Here is a 16,119-nt window from a genome sequence, read left to right on the forward strand (position 1 = left end):
ATGACACCGCCACGCGGGCGGGGCTAACGAGACCTAGGGTTACAGATGGCTAACGGCGCCTTCGGCGGAAACAAGCCGGCGAAGACTCAACGCACGCCCCTCCAGGCGCTGCTGTACTGGACGACGGTTCTGGGCGTGTGGGGGCTGATCTTCGTGGTCACCTTCTTCGCGGTGTTCGCGCGCGACCTGCCCGACACCTCCAAGCTCTACGACGTCACCCGCCAGCCCTCGATCAACTACCTGGATCGCTCGGGCGCCCTGCTGGCCGTGCGCGGCAGCCAGTACGCGCCGCCGGTCGACATCGACGCCCTGCCCGAATACGTGCCGGCCGCCTTCGTCGCCATCGAGGACCGCCAGTTCTATCACCACTTCGGGTTCAACCCCTGGGGCATCGCCCGCTCGCTGATCTGGAACATCACCCATGACGGCGGCCCCCAGCGCGGCGGCTCGACCATCACCCAGCAGCTGGCCCGCAACCTGTTCCTCAGCCCGGCCCAGAACTACAAGCGCAAGGCCCAGGAGCTGATCCTGGCCGTCTGGCTGGAGCTGAAGTTCAGCAAGAAGCAGATCCTGGCGCTCTACATGAACCGGGTCTATTTCGGCGCCGGCGCCTACGGCATCGAGGCCGCCTCGCAGCGCTACTTCAACAAGCCCGCCAAGGACCTGACCATCGGCGAGGCCGCCCTGCTGGCCGGCATGATGAAGGGGCCGGCCCGCTATTCGCCGGTCAGCGCCAGCGAGCGCGCCGCCCGCCGCGCCACCGTCGTGCTCGACGAGATGGTGCGCCTCAAGGCCATCACGCCTGAGCAGCGCGACGAGGCCTTCAAGACCCCGGTGCAGGTGTCGGCCACCCTGGCCAACCAGCGCGCCCAGTACTTCACCGACTATGTCGACGCCCAGGTGCGCTCGCTGGTCGGTGAACCGACCGAAGACCTGGTGGTCGAGACCACGCTTGATCTGCCGATCCAGGTGGCGGCCGAACGCGCCGTGCAACTGGGCGTCGAGGGCCATCTGAAGCAGGGCGTCCAGCAGGCCGCCCTGGTGGCCATCGACGGCGAGGGACGCATCCGCGCCTATGTCGGCGGCGAGGACTACGGCCAGAGCCAGTTCGACCGCGCCACCAGCGCCCGCCGCCAGGCCGGCTCGGCCTTCAAGCCGTTCGTCTACCTCACCGCCATGGACCAGGGCCGCAATCCCAGCGTCATGGTGGTCGACGAGCCGGTGAAGATCGGCAACTGGGAGCCGCGCAACTACACCAACACCTTCCTCGGTCCGATGACCCTGCAGACGGCCCTGGCCCAGTCGATCAACACGGTCGCCGCGCGCCTGGCCAACGAGGTGGGCACCAGCAACGTGGCCGCCACCGCCCGTCGCCTCGGCATCACCAGCAAGATCCAGCTGGACCCCTCGATGGCGCTGGGCGCCGTCGAGGTCAGCCCTCTGGAAATGGCCCAGGCCTACGCCCCGTTCGCCAACGGCGGTTTCCTGGCCAAGGGCTACGGCATCGAGCGCATCCGCACCGCCTCGGGCAAGGTTCTCTATGACCACAGCGTCGACAAGCAGCCGCGCCCGTCGGTGATCGGCTCGCCGTCGCTGCAGTACATGAACCAGATGATGCGCCAGGTGGTGAACGGCGGCACGGGCGGCCGCGCCAAGGTCGCCGGCTACGACATCGCCGGCAAGACCGGCACCACCAGCGACTACAAGGACGCCTGGTTCGTCGGCTACACGGGCGGCTTCGTCGCCGCGGTGTGGACCGGCAAGGACGACAACACCGCCATGAAGCGCGTCAGCGGCGGCGGCCCGCCGGCCGAGATCTGGAAGGTGTTCATGAGCTCGGCCCTGCCGCGCCTGAAGGCCACCCCGATCCCCGGCGGCGTCGCCGAGGTCCCTGCGCCGGTCGAGGACCCGATCGGCGACATCCTGGGCGGCGGCGAGACCCCGACCGCCGACCCGGGGGCGACCCCGCCGCCGCCCGCCGGAACCCCGCCGGCCCAGACGGCGCCGGAACTGCCTTACTGACAAGACCCATCGCCCCGGACGTCACGCGACGCCCGGGGCGATCCGTTTCAGGGGTGAGCCTTCACCAGGCTTTTCGGCGCCACGATCGTCCAGGCGGTGCGCAGCAGGCCCGCCAGCTCGTCGGCCTCGATGGCCGCCAGCCGCACCAGCACCGCCGGATAGCCGCGATAGTGGTCGTCGTCGAAGAAGCGCTCGGGCGCGGCCTCGATCAGCATCTGCTTGGTCTCGATCCGGCAGCGCACGGCGATGACGCCGGGCACGAGCACCCGCCTGGCCTTGGGCGCGGGCCGGGCCAGATAGCCCCAGGCCAGTCCCTTGCCGGCCACCTCGTAGGCGACCTGCTGGCCGTTGGAGGCTTGGATCACCTCGGGCAGGGCCGTGGCCAGGGCGCGCAGGGTTTCATCGTCGACCATGGAAGGATGAGGCGCCCATCTCCTCCCTCGTGCAACGGGGGAGGGGAGGGCGTTCCAGGCCTTGCCCGGCCCAGATCCGGCCAACAGCGTAAACCGTTGTTAAGGCTCACTGTTAAGGTCTGCGACACCTCTCCGAAAGCCGGTGTTTACCCCCGCGCTGTATCACTCTGAACCAACAAGAGTCGCTCTCCACGTGGGCGCGGCCGGTTCTGGTGGATGGCCTTCAATGACCAAGACGGTGCTCGTCGTCGACGACGATCCGACCCAACGTCGACTGATCCAGGCGGTGCTGGAGCGCGAAGGTTTCGCGGTCTGCCACGCCGAGAGCGGCGACGCGGCCATGGCGCATCTGGCCGCCGGCGCGCCGGCCGACGTGATCCTGCTGGATCTCGTCATGCCGGGCCTGCCGGGCCAGGAGGCGCTGAAGGAGATGCGTGCGCGCGGCTACGCCCAGCCGGTGATCGTGCTGACCGCCAGCGGCGGCGTCGACACCGTGGTGAAGGCCATGCAGGCCGGCGCCACCGACTTCTTCATCAAGCCGGCTTCGCCTGAGCGGATCACCGTGTCGATCCGCAACGCCCTGTCGATGGGCGACCTCAAGGGCGAGGTCGACCGCCTGAACAAGCGCGTGGCCGGCCGCACCACCTTCTCCGACCTGATCGGAACCTCGCCGGCCATGACCATGGTCAAGCGCATCGGCGAGCGCGCGGCCAAGAGCGCGATTCCCGTGCTGATCACCGGCGAGAGCGGCGTCGGCAAGGAGCTGATCGCCCGCGCCGTCCACGGCTCGTCCGATCGCGCCGGCAAGCCGTTCGTGGCCGTCAACTGCGGCGCCATCCCCGAGAACCTCGTCGAGTCGATCCTGTTCGGCCACGAGAAGGGCAGCTTCACCGGCGCCACCGACAAGCACGCGGGCAAGTTCAAGGAAGCCGACGGCGGCACCCTGTTCCTCGACGAGGTCGGCGAGTTGCCGCTCGACGTCCAGGTCAAGCTGCTGCGCGCCCTGCAGGAGGGCGAGATCGACCCGATCGGCTCCAAGCGCTCGGTCAAGATCGACGTCCGCATCGTCTCGGCCACCAATCGCGACCTGTCGGCCGCGGTCGCCCAGGGCCTGTTCCGCGAAGACCTCTACTATCGCCTGAACGTCTTCCCGGTGGAGGCGCCGTCCTTGCGCGAACGCCGCGAGGACATCCCCGCCCTGGTCGAGGCCTTCGTGCGCCGCTTCAACGTCGAGGAAGGCAAGCGCGTGGTCGGCGCCTCGCCCGAGACCCTGCAGATCCTCTGCGCCTTCGACTGGCCCGGCAACGTGCGCCAGCTGGAGAACGCGGTCTATCGCGCCATCGTGCTGGCCGATGCGCCCTACCTGCAGCCCTACGACTTCCCGGCCATCTCGGGCGTCGTGGCGCCGCCGCTGGAGCCTTCGCCGATCGAGCCGCTGCCGGTGATGATCCAGGCCGCCGCCGCCCACGCCGAGACCGGCGTCGCTGGCGAGGCGCCGGTGCGCATCCTCGACGGCCATGGTCACCTGCGCACCCTGGAGGAGATCGAGCGCGACCTCATCCAGCACGCCATCGAGGTCTATGCCGGCCACATGAGCGAGGTCGCCCGGCGCCTGGGCATCGGCCGCTCGACCCTCTATCGCAAGGTTCGCGAGCAGGGCATCGACGTCGACGTCAAGGAAGCCTCGTAGGCGGGCTTTTCGGGTAGGGGCGGCTCAGGCCGCCTCTTCCTCGTCCAGGGCCGTCCAGCCCGCGCCGTCGCGGCGGGCGCGATGGTCGGTTTCCAGCCCCTGCAGTTCCAGCAGCACGGCGGCCAGCGGCAGGGCGCGGTTCCAGCGTCGCTCCAGCTGACGCACGATCTCAGGCACGGTCATGACCGCGCCTTCGCGGCCCAGCACCATCAGGATCATGTCGCGGGCGGCGCGCGGCTTGCGGCCGCGACGGGCAGGAGCCGCGAAGGTCGCCGGTTCGCCGGGTGCAGCCAGGCCGGCGCGCTCCAGGGCGCCCAGGGCCACGCCGATCGCCTTCAGCTCGCCCTCGAAGGGCTCCTGCGCGCGGCGCTGGGCCTCGATCATGCGCACTTCCAGGTCGGCTTTCCTGCGCAGGAGGAATTCGTAGGTGTTGGCCATCGCCTCGTTCCCGTGAACGGGTCGCCAGGCCGGTCTCCACGCACCGACCCCTCCGACGCCGCCTTTCGGCCGCTCCGCTCACTTAGTTCAATGATTGTAATGATTTACGCTGGCGACAGTTTGTCGCATCAATCTTAACGCGAGCTTAATCGCAATCCGCGAACAACGGTATTTAGTAAGAAATAAAGACTGTTTTCGTGTCTTTCGGCACAGATGCTCGGTCAGATTGCATCGGCCGTGGGGGTGGGAGTTCCTTGTCCAGCTTGGCCTTGGCCCCAGCGGGCGACCAGGGCGAGGGGGATGCCGACCAGCACCAGGTGGGCGCCGAGGTTGTTAATGAAGCGCGGCCAGGCAAAGGCGCTGGCCGGGCCCACCGCGCTGAGCGGCAGCACCACGTAGTTCATGACCACATAGGTCGCCGCGCCATAGGCCAGGCCCATAAGCAGCGGGCGGCGAACCAGCACCAGCAGGCGCCGCGCCGCTAGCACATAGACCGCCGCCATCACCGACATGATGAAGTAGTGCAGCAAGAGGCCCAGGGCCGCCGCGCCGGTCCCGCCCTGGAAGGCCGCCTTGCCCAGGAGGCCGCTGGCGATCGACTGCAGGATCCGCTCTGGCGGCACGGCCTTGGTCACGCCCCAGAAGGTGAAGGCGTCGAGGATGTCGAGCGTGCCGGCCAGCAGGGTGGCGGCGGCGATGACCAGCAGCAGCGGGCGCGTCGCGCCGCGTTGGGTGACCATGGGACGGTTCCTCCCCCGTTTCCGGCCGGAGGCTAGTCCGGCGAACGTCGTTCGGCAATCTGGGCGTCAGGCGCCTTCCAGGTCGTGCTTCAGCCGGTTCAGGAGATCGGTCGCGGCCAGGGCGTAGGGACCGATCCAGCGGTCGTGGATGTCCTGGAAGGGGCCGGCGTCCAGGTGGTTCCAGCGTACGCGGCCCTCGCGCCGCACGACGATCAGCCCGGCCCGCTCCAGCACGCCCAGGTGCTGCATGACGGTGCAGCGGTCCAGGGCGCCGGCGAAGTGCTCGCACAGCTGCCCGGTCGTACGCGGGGCGGCCTTCATCAGGTCCAGCATCTGCCGCCGGCGCGAGTCGGCCAGGGCCTTGAACAACAGGTCGTCTTGGGCGGCGCTTGACATGTTATAGAATTATAACCTTACATGCCGGCGTTCGCCAAGGGAGGACCGCCATGTCCAGCGACGCCGATCCCAGACAGACCCCGCTGGCCTTCGAGGTGCAGCTGAAGATCCGCAAGCCCCCGGCCGAGGTGTTCGACGCCGTCGTCGATCCAACAAGGCTCAGCGGCTATTTCCTGCGCGCGGGCAGCGGCCCGCTGGTCGCCGGAACCACCGTGCTGTGGCAGTTCCCCGAGTTCGAGGAGCGCTATCCGGTGGTGGTGCGCGAGGTCGTCGCCCCCGAGCGCATCGTGCTGGAATGGGGCTCGGCGATCGCCGGCGACCCCGACACCCGGGTGGTGATGACCTTTGTGGCGCTCGACGACGGAAGCACCATGGTCAAGATCAGCGAGTCCGGCTGGCCCCACACGGCCGAGGGCCTGAAAGCCTCGCACGGCAACGCCGGCGGCTGGATGCACATGATGGCCGCGATGAAGGCCTATCTGGAGTACGGGATAAACCTGCGCGAGGGCGGGGCGTTCTGAGCGTCCCTCTCTCTTTGAGAGAGGGAGGGGCTTAAGGCTACCCCTCGTCCTCGGCTTCTTCCGCCGCCGGCTCCGGCCGGCCCTTGCGGGTGAAGCCCTTGCCGCGCTTCATCGGCTTACGCTGGCCCTTGGCCTTGGCGGTGATCTCTTTGAGCTTGATGGTCTGGTTGACCGACAGGGCCTGGCCGGCGCCGCCCTTTTCCGGGTCGCCGAAGGCCCGGCCATAGGTCTCGATGCGCTGGGCCACCGAGCCCAGGAATTCGCCCTCCCAGTCGGAGAGCTCGATCCCGCCCTTGTCGGCCATCCGCCTGGCCTTCTTGAGGGCGCTGAGGGCCGCTTTCCTGGCCTGGGCCCGCGGATCCTGGGCTTTGCGATCGGGCGGCTTGGCGCGCATGGCGTCAGCCTAGCAAAAAGGCCCTCTCCAGGGAGAGGGCCTTTTCAAAATCAGATCTCGCCGATGGCCGAGAGGTAGAGGTCGAGGATGGCGTCCTCTTCCTGGCGCTTGGCGCGGTCGGTCTTGCGCAGGCGGACCACCTTCTTGAGCACCTTGACGTCGAAGCCGTTGCCCTTGGCTTCGAGGTAGACTTCCTTGATCTGCTCCATGATCTCGGCCTTCTCGACCTCGAGGCGCTCGACGCGCTCGATGATCGACTTCAGCTGGCCCTGGGCGGTGGAGTTCAGAACGTCGGCGTGCGGGATGGCGTCGTCGGCCATGGAGATCTCTCGCGAAAAGGGGCTGAAAACCGGAGGCGCGGAAACTAGTTCGGACGCGCCCCGAGGGAAAGCCGATTCCGAGCGCCGGACGCGCGGAGGCCTTCAAAACCGATGGTCCAGACATGCGAAAAGAACCGGCCGAGAACGACCGGTTCTTTCGAAGAACCTTCGCGTGGAGCGCGGCCGGCGGGGCCGCTGCTTCAACGTCGCGGACGTCCCGGAGCGAGGCCCCGGGCGCGCGTCATCAGCCTTGCTTGGCCTTGAAGCGCGGGTCGGTCTTGTTGATGATGTAGATGACGCCCTTGCGACGCACCATCTTGCAGTCGCGGTGGCGACCCTTCAGCGACTTCAGCGAGCTGCGAACCTTCATGACCGTCTCTGTTGTCAGCGGAGAGGTTCGGGCGCGCCATCAAGCTCGCCGGAACATCCGGATGTTTCGGAGGGCGTGCGTATAGGCAAGACGGGGCGATGAGTCAATCGGCCAAGGCCCCGCTGCGCGCAGGGGTCGCGACCTGTGGCCCTCAAGCCTCCGTCGGAAGGGCCGGCTTCAGCTTCACGCCGCGCGGCGGCGGCGGTCCGAAGCGGTTGTCGGCCGCTTGGCCAGCCAGGCCGCCCAGGGCCGACAGCAGCACCGGCAGCACCAGAACGGCCACGCCCAGGGTGTTCTGGTAGGCCTGGGGCGGAATGACGAAGCCGCCGCCGAAGAACAGGGCCATCAGGGCGATGAACACCCCGCCGGCCCACCAGCCGGTGCGGCCAAGGTCGTGCAGGCGCGGGATCGCCGCGACCAGCATCACCACCAGGGCGGCCGGCAGCGGGCGGCGGAACACCAGGGCCGAGACCAGTATGGCGGCCAGGGCCGCCCCGACGATGGCCCAGTAGCTGGCGCGGTTGATCCGGCCTTTCAGCAGTTGCACGTCGAACCCCTCGCGCCGACTTCGGATGGCGAAAGCCTCTTAAAGCAAAGCCTTGGCGGTGGCGATGCGAACCGGGAACTCACTTTGTCCTGGCGTCCTTGTGATTGAAGCTTTCGCACGAACCCCGGTAGCCTGCCTCAATGGATAGACGCGTATTCCTCGTTCTGCTGCTGGCCGGTTGCGCCGACACGACCGTCAACGCCCCGCTGGCGCCGTCGACCCCGGTCGCGCCGCCCCCGGCCGTCTCGACGCCCGCCGCCCCGACACCGCCCTCGGCGGTCACCGCGGCGGAGACCGGCGGCCAGGTCGCCGCCTTCAACGCCTGGCTGGAGCAGTTCAAGCCCAAGGCCGTGGCCGCCGGCGTGCCCCAGGCGGTGGTCGATCGCGAGCTGAACGGCCTGACGCCCAATCCGCGCGTTATCTCGCTGGACGGCCGCCAGCCCGAGTTCTCCAAGCCGGTCGGCGACTACATCAAGGGCGTGATCAGCGACGACCGCGTGGCCGTGGGCCGCGGCAAGCGCGACCAGCTGGCCTTCCTGCCGGCGGTCGAGCAGCGCTACGGCGTGCCGCGCGACATCCTGCTGGCCGTCTGGGCGATGGAATCGGCCTTCGGCAAGATCCAGGGCGATTTCGACGTTGTGCGCTCGATGGCCAGCCTGGCCGCCGACGGCCGCCGTCGCGCCTGGGCTGAGGGCGAGCTGATCGCGGCCCTGAAGATCATCGCCTCGGGCGAGGACACCCGCGACCAGCTGAAGGGCTCGTGGGCCGGGGCCATGGGCCAGACCCAGTTCCTGCCGTCCAACTACCTGTCGACCGCCGTCGACTTCGACGGCGACGGCCGCCGCGACATCTGGCGCAGCGACGCCGACAGCCTGGCCTCGGCCGCCAACCTGCTGGCCAAGGGCGGCTGGAAGCCGGGCGTGGGCTGGGCCAAGGAAGTGATCCTGCCGGCCGGCTTCGACTACAGCCTGGCCGAGGGCCCGCGCGAGGTTCCCTCGTGGTGGGAAGCCAAGGGCGTGAAGCGGGCCGACGGCCTGCCCTGGACGGCCGCGGACGCGGCGTCTCCGGCCGGCCTGATCCTGCCCGCCGGTGCGGCAGGCCCCGCCTTCCTGGCCCTGCCCAACCACTTCGCCATCCGCAAGTACAACAACTCCACCTCCTACGCCCTGGGCATCGGCCTGCTGGCCGACCGCTTCGGCGGCGGCGGGCCGCTGGTCGCGTCCTGGCCGGTGGAGCAGCCGCTGTCGCTGGCCGACCGCATGGCCGCCCAGATCGCTCTGGCCCGCCTGGGCTTCGACCCCGGCCCGGCCGACGGCGTTATCGGCGCGGGCACCCGCAAGGCCCTGCGCGCCTGGCAACAGAGCCGCCAGCTGCCGGCCGACGGCTATCTGTCGTCGGACATGGTGGGCAAGCTGAAGGCCCAGGCGGCGATCACCTGATCCCTCTCCCCTTGCGGGAGAGGGTGGCTCCGCGGAGCGGGGTCGGGTGAGGGGTTTCTCAAACGCAAAACGCCGCGACAGCCGATCGGCCGTCGCGGCGTTTTTGGTATCCGGGGAACCCCTCATCCGTCGGCTTGCGCCGACACCTTCTCCCGCAAGGGGAGAAGGAGATCAGGCCGCCTGGCTGACCTGCGGCGGGAACACGTCGTCCATGCGCAGATAGGTGATCAGGCGGGTGTCTACCGACAGGATGGCCTGCACGAAGCGCAGCTCGTCGGCGCCCATGTCCGGGGCCGGCTGCAGGTGGTCGCGGGTGATGGTGAAGGTCTCGGAGACGGCGTCGACCAGGATGCCGGCCAGGCGGTCGTGGCACTCGACGACGACGATGACGTGGCGGGTTTCCGGGATGGTGACGCCCAGGCCCAGGCGGTTGCGCAGGTCGATGACCGGCATGATCGCGCCGCGCAGGTTGATGACGCCCTTGAGGAAGCCCGGGGCATGCGGGATCGGCGTCGCCGGGGTCCAGCCGCGGATTTCACGGACGGTCTTCACGTCGATGCAGAACTCCTGCTCGCCGATGCAGAACGAGATCAGCTCGAGGGCCGGTTCGGCTTGGTCGGTCATCAGGAAATCCCCGGGGTCTGGAAGGCTGGTGCGGACGTCTCCGCTCGCCTGCCACAAGAGCCCGGGCGCCGTTTAACAACGGTTAATGCTGAAGTTTCTCGTGGCGCGCGAGGGCGAGACCGATTGTCGCGGGCAGTCGGCGCCTGTGGGGTGATCGATTTGCATCAGCATGGTCGGCTCTATCACCGAGCATCCCCGCGAAGGCGGGGATCCAGGCCGAGGTCGCGAATGATCCAAGGCCGCGCCAGGCTATGAAAGTCAGCTTGAGTCCCCGCCTTCGCGGGGATTGGGCGGTGGAGGGCTGCAGCCTGAGCTTTCAGCCGGCGGCCAGGCGCGCGCGCTTCTTGACGAGCATCGCCGCGCCGGCCTCGGCCAGCGAGGTCTCCGGCTCGGCGCCGGTCTCGATCTCGCGCACGCCGAACGAGACGTGCAGGGGCGCGCTCCATTCGCCGAACTGCACCGGAACGCCGCGGATGGCGCCGGCCAGGCTTTCGCCCTTCATCTCGGCGGTGGCCTTGTCGGCCTGGGCCAGCAGGACGGCGAACTCGTCGCCGCCCATGCGGCCGACGATGTCGCTCTCGCGTACATTGGCCAGCAGGCGTTCGGCCACGGCCTTGAGCGCGCTGTCGCCGGCGGCGTGGCCGAAGCGGTCGTTGACGGCCTTGAAGTTGTCGAGGTCGAAGAAAACGAGGCTGGCCGGCGATCCATAGCGCTGGGCGAAGGCCGACACGCGGCGAACCTCGCGCAGGAAGGCGCGGCGGTTCAGCACCGGGGCCAGCACGTCCATGTCGGCCAGGGTCTCGGCCTCGTTCAGGCGATACTTCAGGCGCGAGACCTCGGTGCGCAGGTCGTCGACCTCCGACATCAGGGTCTGCAGGGCGGCCTGCACCTTGGGCGTCAGGTCGGCGGGCTCCAGGCCCAGGAACCCGGCCTTGTCGACAGGCACGGTTCCACGCGGCGCGGCCGACACGCCGGCGGCGTCGGCGAGCGCCCGGCGGCGGATCGCGGAGAAGGTTTCGGTGCGGGCGCCTGAGATCTTCATCGGAGGGGCGGCGAATCACTTCTGGTCAAGCTGAAAGGAAATCTGCGTTTTCTCATTAACCATGACAATGCCGGTGGTAGCCGGGCGCCAATAAGCCGCAGGTGGAGAAGCAGGGGCGCCGGGGCGGGGAGGGCGCGCGCAACCTGCGGAACAGCGGTCGAAAACGTCCGAGAACGGGCTTTGGTCTGGAAGGGCGACCCGCTATAAGGCGCGCGATTCAAGGGGCCGCTGCGGCGCTTTTCGTCGCCCCCTTCGTTGTTCGAGGAAGACGCCGATGACCACGTCCGCGCCGCCTGTCGCCATCGTCATGGGCAGCCGCTCAGACTGGCCGACGATGAAGAAGGCGGCCGACGCCCTCGACGAACTGGGCGTCGCCTACGAGGCCAAGGTCGTCTCGGCCCACCGCACCCCCCAGCGCCTGGTCGAATTCGCCACCGGCGCCAAGGCGGCCGGCTACCAGGTGATCATCGCCGGGGCCGGCGGCGCGGCGCACCTGCCGGGCATGGTTGCAGCGATGACCCCGCTGCCGGTGCTGGGCGTGCCGGTGCAGTCCAAGGCCCTCAGCGGCCTCGATTCCCTGCTGTCGATCGTGCAGATGCCGGGCGGCATCCCGGTGGCCACCCTGGCCATCGGCGAGGCGGGCGCCAGGAACGCCGGCCTTCTGGCCGCCCAGATCCTGTCGCTGGCCGATCCCGCGCTCGCCGAGCGCCTGGACGCCCAGCGCGCGGCCCAGACCGACAGCGTCGCGCAAAGCGTCGAGGACTAAGACCATGACCGCCTCTCCGGCTCTTCCTCTGCCCCCCGGCTCCACCCTCGGGATCCTCGGCGGCGGGCAACTGGGCCGGATGCTGGCCCAAGCCGCCTCGCGCCTGGGCTTCGACGTGGTCATCCTCGATCCCGAGGAAAACAGCCCGGCCGGCCGCGTCGCCGCCCGCCAGATCGTCGGCGCCTATGACGACCGCTGGGCGCTCAAGCGCCTGGCCGAGGCCTGCCACGTCGTCACCTACGAGTTCGAGAACGTGCCGGCCGAGACCGTGGCCGAGCTGACGGCCCTGGGCTGCGAGGTCGCCCCCGGCGCCCGCGCCCTGGCCGCCGCCCAGGATCGCGTGGCCGAAAAGACCTTTCTGGCCGAGATCGGCGTGCCCACCGTGGCCTTCGCCCCGGTCGACGACGAAGAGAGCCTGCTGGCCGCCGTGGCCAGGATCGGCGCCCCCAGCCTCCTGAAGACCCGCCGCGAGGGCTATGACGGCAAGGGCCAGGCCTGGATCCAGCGCGCGGGCGACGCCATCGCCGCCTTCGAGAAGATCGGCCGTCAGCCGGCCATCCTCGAGGCCCCGGCCGACTTCGGCCGCGAACTGTCGGTGATCGCTGCGCGCGGCCGCAACGGCGAGATCGTCTGCTACCCGCTGTCGGACAACCACCACGAGGGCGGCGTCCTGCGCCGCACGATCGCGCCGGCCAAGGCCACGCCGTCCGAGCGCGACCAGGCCGAGGCCATCGCCGCCAAGATCCTCACAGCGCTGGATTATGTGGGCGTGATCGGGGTGGAGCTGTTCGAACTGGCCGGCGGCAAGCTGCTGGTCAACGAGTTCGCCCCCCGGGTCCACAACACCGGCCACTGGACCCAGGACGGCTGCGAGGTCGACCAGTTCGAGCAGCACATCCGCGCGGTCGCCGGCTGGCCGCTGGGGCCGACCGCGGCCCTGGCCCGCGTCGAGATGACCAACCTGCTCGGCCCCGAGGTCGACGCCTGGAAGAAGCTGGCCGCCGAGCCCGAGACCCGCATCCACCTCTACGGCAAGGGCGAGGCCCGCGCCGGACGCAAGATGGGCCACGTCAACCGCCTGCGGCCGCTGGAGGGCTGAGGGGGGCGGACTGGTGATTGCCCCGGGCCCGAAAGGCCCTAGTGTTGAAGTTTCCTACGCTCGTCATCCCGGCCGTAGCGAAGCGGAGAGCCGGGACCCAGGGGCCGCCGCATTGCGATTCCCCCTGGGTCCCGGCTCTGCGGCCCGCGAGGCGGGCCTCCGGCCGGGATGACGATCGTTTGTGTGTGGCGCGCTGAGCGCCCAACCCCCAGCGAGACCCCATGACCCTGACCATCGGCCTGATTGGCGGCATGAGCTGGGAAAGCTCGGCGCAGTACTATCGGCTGATCAACGAGGCGGTGCGCGCCCGGCGCGGCCCCACCGCTTCGGCCCAGTGCCTGATGTGGTCGTTCGATTTTTCGCAGATCGAGGCCCTGCAGCACGCGGGCCGCTGGGACGAACTGGCCGACCGCCTGGCCGACGCCGGCAAGGCGCTGGAGCGGGCCGGGGCCGATTTCCTCGTCCTGTGCACCAACACCATGCACCGCCTGGCCGGCGAGCTTCAGGCCGCCGTCGACCTGCCGCTGCTGCACATCGCCGATCCCACGGGCGAGGCGATCAGGGCGGCCGGCCTGCGCAAGGTCGGCTTGCTCGGCACGGCCTTCACCATGGAGCACGCCTTCTATCGCGGGCGGCTGGAGGAGCGGTTCGGGCTGGAGGTGGTCGTCCCCGGCGAGGCGGACCGCGCCCTGGTTCATTGCGTGATCTACGAGGAGCTGGTGGCGGGCGTCGTGCGCGAGCCCTCCCGCCAGGCCTACCGCGAGGTGATCGCCCGCCTGGTCGAGGCCGGCGCCGAGGGGGTCATCCTGGGCTGCACCGAGATCATGCTGCTGGTCGGGGAGGGCGACAGCCCGGTTCCCGTGTTCGACACCACGACCCTGCACGCCCTGGCCGCGGCCGAGCGGGCGCTGGGGTAGGAGAGCCCCCTCAGTCGGCTTCGCCGACACCTCCCCCAGAGGGGGAGCATCTTAGATCCTCCCCCTCTGGGGGAGGTGGCCCGGAGGGCCGGAGGGGGTCAGCTGCGCGCGTACCGCATCTTCGCCAGCGCGGCGAGGAACTCGGCCGCCAGGTTCGGGGCCTTCACGCCGGCCTTCCACTTCTCGAAGGCCATCACGCCCTCGATGCGGGCGTCCAGGTGCTTGAGGGCGGACTCGCGGCCCGAGGCCAGGTCGACCGCCAGGGTCGAGACCAGGATCCCCGACAGGATCGCGCGCTTGGAATAGTGGTTCTCGTCGGTTGCGGTGTCGCCGGCCCAGCGCCAGAGCTGGTCGGCGCTTTCCCACAGCAGCGACAGCGCCAGCGGCAGATTGGTCGGGAACGCCAGGAACGCGGCCCAGCGTCGCACGGCCTCGCTGTCGTGGGCGGCCGCGTCGATGCGGGCGACGACGCCCTCGCGGATCTTTTGGCGGATCTTCAGCGCGGCCGGATCGAGCTTGGAGAGGGTTTCCATGGCCTTGGCGTCGTGACGGCGGGCCAGGATGGCGGCCAGATCGCGCGGGCCTTGCGGCAGCAGAAGGTCGGTTTCCCCCGGCGACAGCTGGGCCGCGGCGGCCGCCGCGCGGACCAGGCCGGTGTTCCAGCCCAGGCGCGGCGACAGGCGCAGAGCCTCGTCCAAAACCCGTTGTTCGGCCTTGTCGGCCCAATCCTGCGTTGCTTCGGCGGCGGTCTGGCTCATGAATCCGAGTCTACACCGGTGTTTAGCGCTCGTCGCGCATGGACACGCGGCCTTCGCTCTGCTATCTGCCGCCCCTCGTCGCCCGGAAGCACCCCTTCCAGGGCGTAAGGTTTTTATTCGCCCGCCCGGCCCCTCAAGAGGGACTTGGGAAATTGGTCGGGCCGTCGAATGGAGAGTCACCCCTGGTCCAGATTTTCGTCCGCGACAACAACGTCGATCAAGCCCTGAAGGCCCTCAAGAAGAAGATGCAGCGCGAAGGCTCGTTCCGCGAGATGAAGCGCCACGTCCACTACGAAAAGCCCTCGGAAAAGCGCGCACGTCAAAAGGCCGAAGCCGTCCGTCGCGCCCGCAAGCTGGCCCGCAAGCGCGCTCAGCGCGAAGGCCTGCTGCCGATGCCGAAGAAGGCTTCGCGTTAAGAGCGCCGTCGAGGCGCGGATCTTCGCGCCTCCGCGTTCCACGCACCCGAAAACAGACGAAACCCGCGCCGGGCGACCGGCGCGGGTTTTGTTTTGCCTGCTGCACGGAAACTCCCCTCGACGGGCGAGCGAGCCTCGCCTAGGTTTCGCTTTCGGAACAAGAAGGGAACGCGCGTGCGGCGAGCCTGGCTGTTGGGAGGGATATGCGTGATCGGCGCGGCCGGCGCCCTGGCCTGGCCCAAGGTCGACCGCTGGCTCGATGTCGACGTCTGCCTGGACGGCGGTGGGGCCTATATCCACGACCAGGGCCGCTGTTCCCACGACCAGTCCGAAATCGACGCCTACAACAAGCGAAAGGCCGCGACGCCATGACGGGACAGATTCGTATCGGCATCGGCGGCTGGACCTTCGAGCCCTGGCGCGGCCACTTCTACCCGTCCGACCTCAAGCAGAAGGAAGAGCTGGCCTACGCCAGCCGCCAGCTGACGGCGATCGAGATCAACGGCACCTACTATTCCAGCTTCAAGCCCGACAGCTGGAAGAAGTGGCGCGACGAGACGCCGGACGACTTCGTGTTCGCGGTGAAGGCCTCGCGCTTCACCACCAACCGCAAGGTGCTGGCCGAAGGGGCTGAGTCGGTGGGCAAGTTCCTCGACCAGGGCCTGACCGAGCTGGGCGACAAGCTGGGCCCCATCCTCTGGCAGTTCATGCCGACCAAGAAGTTCGACGAGGCCGATTTCGGCGCCTTCTTAGGCTTGCTGCCCAAGGAGAAGGACGGCGTGCGCCTGCGCCACGCCGTCGAGGTGCGCAACGACACCTTCATGACTCCGGCCTTCCCGGCGCTGCTGCGGGAACACGGCGTGGCCGGCGTCTACGCCAAGCACTTCGACTATCCGGAGTTCGCCGACGAGGCGGCCGATTTCGTCTACGCCCGCCTGCAGACGGGCTCGGATGAGGTGGCCACGGCCTATCCCGAGCCCGAGCTCGACCAGTGGGCTGACCGGCTGAAGACCTGGGCGGCCGGCGGCGCTCCGGCCGACCTGCCGCGCATCGACAAGGCCGCCGTCCCGTCCGCCAGGCAGCGCGACGTCTTCGCCTTCATCATCCACGAGGGCAAGGTGAACGCGCCGCACGGGGCGATGGCGCTGATCCAGAAGGTGAAGTGACGCCCTGAGGCCTTCAGGAACCTCCCCCTTTGGGGGGCCGC

General features: G+C 69.1%; 21 protein-coding genes and 1 pseudogene. 11 read left to right on the plus strand and 11 right to left on the minus strand.

Going from position 1 to position 16,119, the window contains the following annotated elements; all coding sequences use genetic code 11:
- Nucleotides 1-45 precede the first annotated feature (45 nt).
- Nucleotides 46-2,022, plus strand: a complete 1,977-nt coding sequence (locus G5B46_RS20485; protein WP_165261932.1) for a penicillin-binding protein 1A — start codon at nucleotides 46-48, stop codon at nucleotides 2,020-2,022.
- 47 nt (nucleotides 2,023-2,069) lie between these two features.
- Here G5B46_RS20485 and G5B46_RS20490 read toward each other — a convergent pair whose 3' ends face one another.
- Nucleotides 2,070-2,435 carry an MmcQ/YjbR family DNA-binding protein gene (locus G5B46_RS20490; protein WP_165261934.1) on the minus strand — a complete coding sequence of 122 codons (366 nt, stop codon included), beginning with the start codon at nucleotides 2,433-2,435 and terminating at the stop codon, nucleotides 2,070-2,072.
- Between the two features lie 226 nt (nucleotides 2,436-2,661).
- Between G5B46_RS20490 and G5B46_RS20495 the strand changes: the two genes are divergently transcribed.
- On the plus strand, nucleotides 2,662-4,125 hold the full coding sequence (locus tag G5B46_RS20495) for a sigma-54 dependent transcriptional regulator (RefSeq protein ID WP_165261936.1): 1,464 nt from the start codon (nucleotides 2,662-2,664) through the stop codon (nucleotides 4,123-4,125).
- A 24-nt stretch (nucleotides 4,126-4,149) separates the two neighbouring features.
- On the opposite strand, the gene G5B46_RS20500 is transcribed toward G5B46_RS20495, so the two are convergent.
- The 3 genes from G5B46_RS20500 to G5B46_RS20510 form a co-directional block, all read right to left on the minus strand.
- The gene (locus G5B46_RS20500; protein WP_165261938.1) at nucleotides 4,150-4,563 is read right to left on the minus strand and encodes a hypothetical protein; all 414 of its coding nucleotides are present in this window, start codon (nucleotides 4,561-4,563) and stop codon (nucleotides 4,150-4,152) included.
- Between the two features lie 221 nt (nucleotides 4,564-4,784).
- Nucleotides 4,785-5,303: a hypothetical protein gene (locus G5B46_RS20505; protein WP_165261940.1), complete on the minus strand. Its 519-nt coding sequence runs from the start codon at nucleotides 5,301-5,303 to the stop codon at nucleotides 4,785-4,787.
- 66 nt (nucleotides 5,304-5,369) lie between these two features.
- Complete coding sequence (locus tag G5B46_RS20510) at nucleotides 5,370-5,699, minus strand: helix-turn-helix domain-containing protein (protein WP_165261942.1); 330 nt, start codon at nucleotides 5,697-5,699, stop codon at nucleotides 5,370-5,372.
- Between the two features lie 50 nt (nucleotides 5,700-5,749).
- On the opposite strand from G5B46_RS20510, the gene G5B46_RS20515 reads away from it, so the two are divergent.
- Entirely contained in the window at nucleotides 5,750-6,220 is a 471-nt protein-coding gene (locus G5B46_RS20515) for an SRPBCC domain-containing protein (protein ID WP_165261944.1), read from the plus strand.
- Nucleotides 6,221-6,257: 37 nt separating this feature from the next.
- Here G5B46_RS20515 and G5B46_RS20520 read toward each other — a convergent pair whose 3' ends face one another.
- The 4 genes from G5B46_RS20520 to G5B46_RS20535 all read right to left on the minus strand — a co-directional run bounded on the left by G5B46_RS20520 (nucleotide 6,258) and on the right by G5B46_RS20535 (nucleotide 7,851).
- Nucleotides 6,258-6,614 (minus strand): hypothetical protein, encoded by a 357-nt coding sequence (locus G5B46_RS20520; protein ID WP_165261946.1) that lies wholly within the window; start codon nucleotides 6,612-6,614, stop codon nucleotides 6,258-6,260.
- Between the two features lie 50 nt (nucleotides 6,615-6,664).
- Nucleotides 6,665-6,934: a DUF2312 domain-containing protein gene (locus G5B46_RS20525; RefSeq protein ID WP_058348015.1), complete on the minus strand. Its 270-nt coding sequence runs from the start codon at nucleotides 6,932-6,934 to the stop codon at nucleotides 6,665-6,667.
- Nucleotides 6,935-7,178: 244 nt separating this feature from the next.
- Complete coding sequence (gene ykgO / locus G5B46_RS20530) at nucleotides 7,179-7,304, minus strand: type B 50S ribosomal protein L36 (RefSeq protein ID WP_004616427.1); 126 nt, start codon at nucleotides 7,302-7,304, stop codon at nucleotides 7,179-7,181.
- A gap of 151 nt (nucleotides 7,305-7,455) precedes the next feature.
- The gene (locus G5B46_RS20535; protein WP_165261948.1) at nucleotides 7,456-7,851 is read right to left on the minus strand and encodes a DUF805 domain-containing protein; all 396 of its coding nucleotides are present in this window, start codon (nucleotides 7,849-7,851) and stop codon (nucleotides 7,456-7,458) included.
- A 140-nt stretch (nucleotides 7,852-7,991) separates the two neighbouring features.
- Between G5B46_RS20535 and G5B46_RS20540 the strand changes: the two genes are divergently transcribed.
- The gene (locus G5B46_RS20540) at nucleotides 7,992-9,290 is read left to right on the plus strand and encodes a lytic murein transglycosylase (protein ID WP_165261950.1); all 1,299 of its coding nucleotides are present in this window, start codon (nucleotides 7,992-7,994) and stop codon (nucleotides 9,288-9,290) included.
- 171 nt (nucleotides 9,291-9,461) lie between these two features.
- On the opposite strand, the gene G5B46_RS20545 is transcribed toward G5B46_RS20540, so the two are convergent.
- The gene (locus tag G5B46_RS20545) at nucleotides 9,462-9,917 is read right to left on the minus strand and encodes a chemotaxis protein CheW (RefSeq protein WP_164467484.1); all 456 of its coding nucleotides are present in this window, start codon (nucleotides 9,915-9,917) and stop codon (nucleotides 9,462-9,464) included.
- Nucleotides 9,918-10,230: 313 nt separating this feature from the next.
- Nucleotides 10,231-10,956, minus strand: a complete 726-nt coding sequence (locus tag G5B46_RS20550) for a GGDEF domain-containing protein (RefSeq protein ID WP_165261952.1) — start codon at nucleotides 10,954-10,956, stop codon at nucleotides 10,231-10,233.
- A 274-nt stretch (nucleotides 10,957-11,230) separates the two neighbouring features.
- Between G5B46_RS20550 and purE the strand changes: the two genes are divergently transcribed.
- The 4 genes and pseudogenes from purE (at nucleotide 11,231) to G5B46_RS20565 (ending at nucleotide 13,738) form a co-directional block, all read left to right on the plus strand.
- Nucleotides 11,231-11,722 (plus strand): 5-(carboxyamino)imidazole ribonucleotide mutase, encoded by a 492-nt coding sequence (purE, locus tag G5B46_RS20555; RefSeq protein WP_165261954.1) that lies wholly within the window; start codon nucleotides 11,231-11,233, stop codon nucleotides 11,720-11,722.
- 4 nt (nucleotides 11,723-11,726) lie between these two features.
- Nucleotides 11,727-12,821, plus strand: a complete 1,095-nt coding sequence (locus G5B46_RS20560) for a 5-(carboxyamino)imidazole ribonucleotide synthase (protein ID WP_165261956.1) — start codon at nucleotides 11,727-11,729, stop codon at nucleotides 12,819-12,821.
- Between the two features lie 58 nt (nucleotides 12,822-12,879).
- Nucleotides 12,880-12,993, plus strand: a pseudogene (locus tag G5B46_RS24565) (hypothetical protein); the annotation flags it as partial.
- A gap of 49 nt (nucleotides 12,994-13,042) precedes the next feature.
- Nucleotides 13,043-13,738 carry an aspartate/glutamate racemase family protein gene (locus G5B46_RS20565; RefSeq protein WP_165261958.1) on the plus strand — a complete coding sequence of 232 codons (696 nt, stop codon included), beginning with the start codon at nucleotides 13,043-13,045 and terminating at the stop codon, nucleotides 13,736-13,738.
- 98 nt (nucleotides 13,739-13,836) lie between these two features.
- On the opposite strand, the gene G5B46_RS20570 is transcribed toward G5B46_RS20565, so the two are convergent.
- Nucleotides 13,837-14,496 carry a COQ9 family protein gene (locus tag G5B46_RS20570; protein ID WP_165261960.1) on the minus strand — a complete coding sequence of 220 codons (660 nt, stop codon included), beginning with the start codon at nucleotides 14,494-14,496 and terminating at the stop codon, nucleotides 13,837-13,839.
- Nucleotides 14,497-14,678: 182 nt separating this feature from the next.
- On the opposite strand from G5B46_RS20570, the gene rpsU reads away from it, so the two are divergent.
- The 3 genes from rpsU to G5B46_RS20585 all read left to right on the plus strand — a co-directional run bounded on the left by rpsU (nucleotide 14,679) and on the right by G5B46_RS20585 (nucleotide 16,078).
- Nucleotides 14,679-14,912 (plus strand): 30S ribosomal protein S21, encoded by a 234-nt coding sequence (gene rpsU / locus G5B46_RS20575; RefSeq protein WP_081612876.1) that lies wholly within the window; start codon nucleotides 14,679-14,681, stop codon nucleotides 14,910-14,912.
- 207 nt (nucleotides 14,913-15,119) lie between these two features.
- Nucleotides 15,120-15,284: a hypothetical protein gene (locus tag G5B46_RS20580; protein ID WP_165261962.1), complete on the plus strand. Its 165-nt coding sequence runs from the start codon at nucleotides 15,120-15,122 to the stop codon at nucleotides 15,282-15,284.
- Nucleotides 15,281-16,078, plus strand: a complete 798-nt coding sequence (locus tag G5B46_RS20585) for a DUF72 domain-containing protein (protein ID WP_165261964.1) — start codon at nucleotides 15,281-15,283, stop codon at nucleotides 16,076-16,078. The genes G5B46_RS20580 and G5B46_RS20585 overlap by 4 nt, the downstream gene beginning before the upstream one ends.
- The last annotated feature ends 41 nt before the right edge of the window (nucleotides 16,079-16,119 follow it).

It is taken from the genome of Caulobacter sp. 602-2 (genome assembly GCF_011043625.1).
Taxonomy (GTDB): Bacteria; Pseudomonadota; Alphaproteobacteria; order Caulobacterales; family Caulobacteraceae; genus Caulobacter.